This is a genomic window from Dysgonomonas sp. 511, from assembly GCF_010501105.1.
Taxonomy (GTDB): Bacteria; Bacteroidota; Bacteroidia; order Bacteroidales; family Dysgonomonadaceae; genus Dysgonomonas.
This window is the reverse complement of the sequence record NZ_QVMQ01000046.1, coordinates 11,128-13,873: the sequence shown is the minus strand read 5'-3', so window position 1 is coordinate 13,873 and position 2,746 is coordinate 11,128. Positions and strand designations below refer to the sequence as shown.

Below are 2,746 nucleotides of genomic sequence, written 5' to 3'. Positions count from 1 at the left end.
TGCAATGCATGAAGCTAACCAGGGGAACTGAAACATCTAAGTACCCTGAGGAAAAGAAAACAAAAGTGATTCCCGAAGTAGTGGCGAGCGAACCGGGACAAGCCCAAACCAGCATTGTTTAGGCAATACTGGGGTTGTAGGACTGCACTGTGGCAAGAAGATAAAGAAGTAGAATGTTTTGGAACAAACAATCAGAGAGGGTGATAATCCCGTATACGACTCTTTATCGAAGCCTAGCAGACTCCTGAGTAGAGCGGGACACGAGAAATCCTGTTTGAATCCACGGGGACCATCCCGTAAGGCTAAATACTCCTGAGAGACCGATAGTGAACCAGTACCGTGAGGGAAAGGTGAAAAGCACCTCGAACAGAGGAGTGAAAAAGACCCTGAAACCATGTGCCTACAAGCGGTCGGAGCAGCATTAGCTGTGACGGCGTGCCTTTTGCATAATGAACCTACGAGTTACTGTCTCTGGCAAGGTTAAGTACGACGACGTACCGAGCCGAAGCGAAAGCGAGTCTTAACAGGGCGCCATAGTCAGAGGTAGTAGACGCGAAACCAAGTGATCTACCCTTGAGCAGGTTGAAGGTTGGGTAACACCAACTGGAGGACCGAACCGGTAAACGTTGAAAAGTTTTCGGATGACTTGAGGGTAGGGGTGAAAGGCTAATCAAACTTGGAGATAGCTCGTACTCCCCGAAATGCATTTAGGTGCAGCCTCGAGGTTAATACTTCTGTCAGGTAGAGCGACTGATTGGATGCGAGGGCTTCGCCGCCTATCAAGTCCAGATAAACTCCGAATGGGCAGAAGATATACTCGGGAGTGAGGGCATGGGTGCTAAGGTCCATGTCCGAGAGGGAAAGAACCCAGACCATCAGCTAAGGTCCCCAAATACATGTTAAGTTGAATTTAACGAAGTATGACTACTAAGACAGCTAGGATGTTGGCTTGGAAGCAGCCATTCATTTAAAGAGTGCGTAACAGCTCACTAGTCGAGTGGTCGTGCGTGGATAATAATCGGGCATAAACATGTTACCGAAGCTATGGGATAAATATTATCGGTAGGGGAGCATTCTGTATAGCGTCGAAGGCGTTTCGTAAGGAACTCTGGAGCATATAGAAAAGCAAATGTAGGTATAAGTAACGATAAAGGGGGTGAGAAACCCCCTCGCCGAAAGACTAAGGTTTCCTGATCAACGCTAATCGGATCAGGGTAAGTCGGACCCTAAGGCTAAGCCGAACGGCAATGCCGATGGACGAACCGGTTAATATTCCGGTACTGCTCAATAGAGTGATGCGGTGACGCAGGAGTGACACTGTTGCCATCTGACGGAATAGATGGTTGAAGGCTGTAGACGTAGATGGTTGTAGGCAAATCCGCAACCAGAGTCGAAACTGAAAGTACTACAATCCCATGTGGAGCGTAGAAATACAGGTAATCATACTGCCAAGAAAACCCGCTAAACATATTTATTAAGCAACCGTACTGTAAACGGACACACGTAGTCGGGTAGAATATACTAAGGCGCTCGAGCGATTCACAGTTAAGGAATTAGGCAAAATGACCCTGTAACTTCGGGATAAAGGGTGCCATCAGCAATGGTGGCCGCAGAGAATAGGGGAAGGCAACTGTTTATCAAAAACACATGGCTGTGCAAATTAGAAATAAGAAGTATACAGTCTGACACCTGCCCGGTGCTGGAAGGTTAAGAGGAGATGTCATTCGCAAGGAGAAGCATTGAATTGAAGCCCCAGTAAACGGCGGCCGTAACTATAACGGTCCTAAGGTAGCGAAATTCCTTGTCGGGTAAGTTCCGACCTGCACGAATGGTGTAATGATCTTCCCACTGTCTCAACTGTGATCTCGGTGAAATTGTAGTATCGGTGAAGATGCCGATTACCCGCGATGGGACGAAAAGACCCCGTGAACCTTTACTATAGCTTTACATTGACGTTGGGCACTTGATGTGTAGGATAGGCCGGAGACAATGAAGCAGGTACGCCAGTATTTGTGGAGTCACCCTTGAAATACGGCCCTTTAATTGTTTGGCGTCTAACCCGCTTTAAGCGAGGACAGTGTATGGTGGGTAGTTTGACTGGGGTGGTCGCCTCCAAAAGAGTAACGGAGGCTTCTAAAGGTGTGCTCATGACGATTGGTAACCGTCAGTAGAGTGTAATGGTATAAGCACGCTTGACTGAGAGACCCACAAGTCGATCAGGTAGGAAACTAGAGCATAGTGATCCGGTGGTTTCAGTATGGAATGGCCATCGCTCAAAGGATAAAAGGTACTCCGGGGATAACAGGCTGATCATTCCCAAGAGCTCATATCGACGGAATGGTTTGGCACCTCGATGTCGGCTCGTCACATCCTGGGGCTGGAGCAGGTCCCAAGGGTTGGGCTGTTCGCCCATTAAAGTGGCACGCGAGCTGGGTTCAGAACGTCGTGAGACAGTTCGGTCTCTATCTATCGTGGGCGTATGATATTTGCGCGGATCTGACACTAGTACGAGAGGACCGTGTTGGACGCACCGCTGGTTCACCGGTTGTTCCGCCAGGAGCATTGCCGGGTAGCTAAGTGCGGATCGGATAAGTGCTGAAAGCATCTAAGTACGAAGCCGGCCGCAAGATAAGATATCACTAAGGGTCGTTGTAGACTACAACGTTGATAGGCTGCAGGTGTAAAGGCAGTAATGTCATAGCCGAGCAGTACTAATTGCCCGCACGCTTTCTTCGAGTGAGTTGAA

1 rRNA gene is annotated in these 2,746 nt (G+C 48.6%); it reads left to right on the top strand.

The features are described from left to right. Nucleotides 1-2,736: ribosomal RNA gene (locus D0T57_RS14465) — 23S ribosomal RNA — on the top strand. The last annotated feature ends 10 nt before the right edge of the window (nucleotides 2,737-2,746 follow it).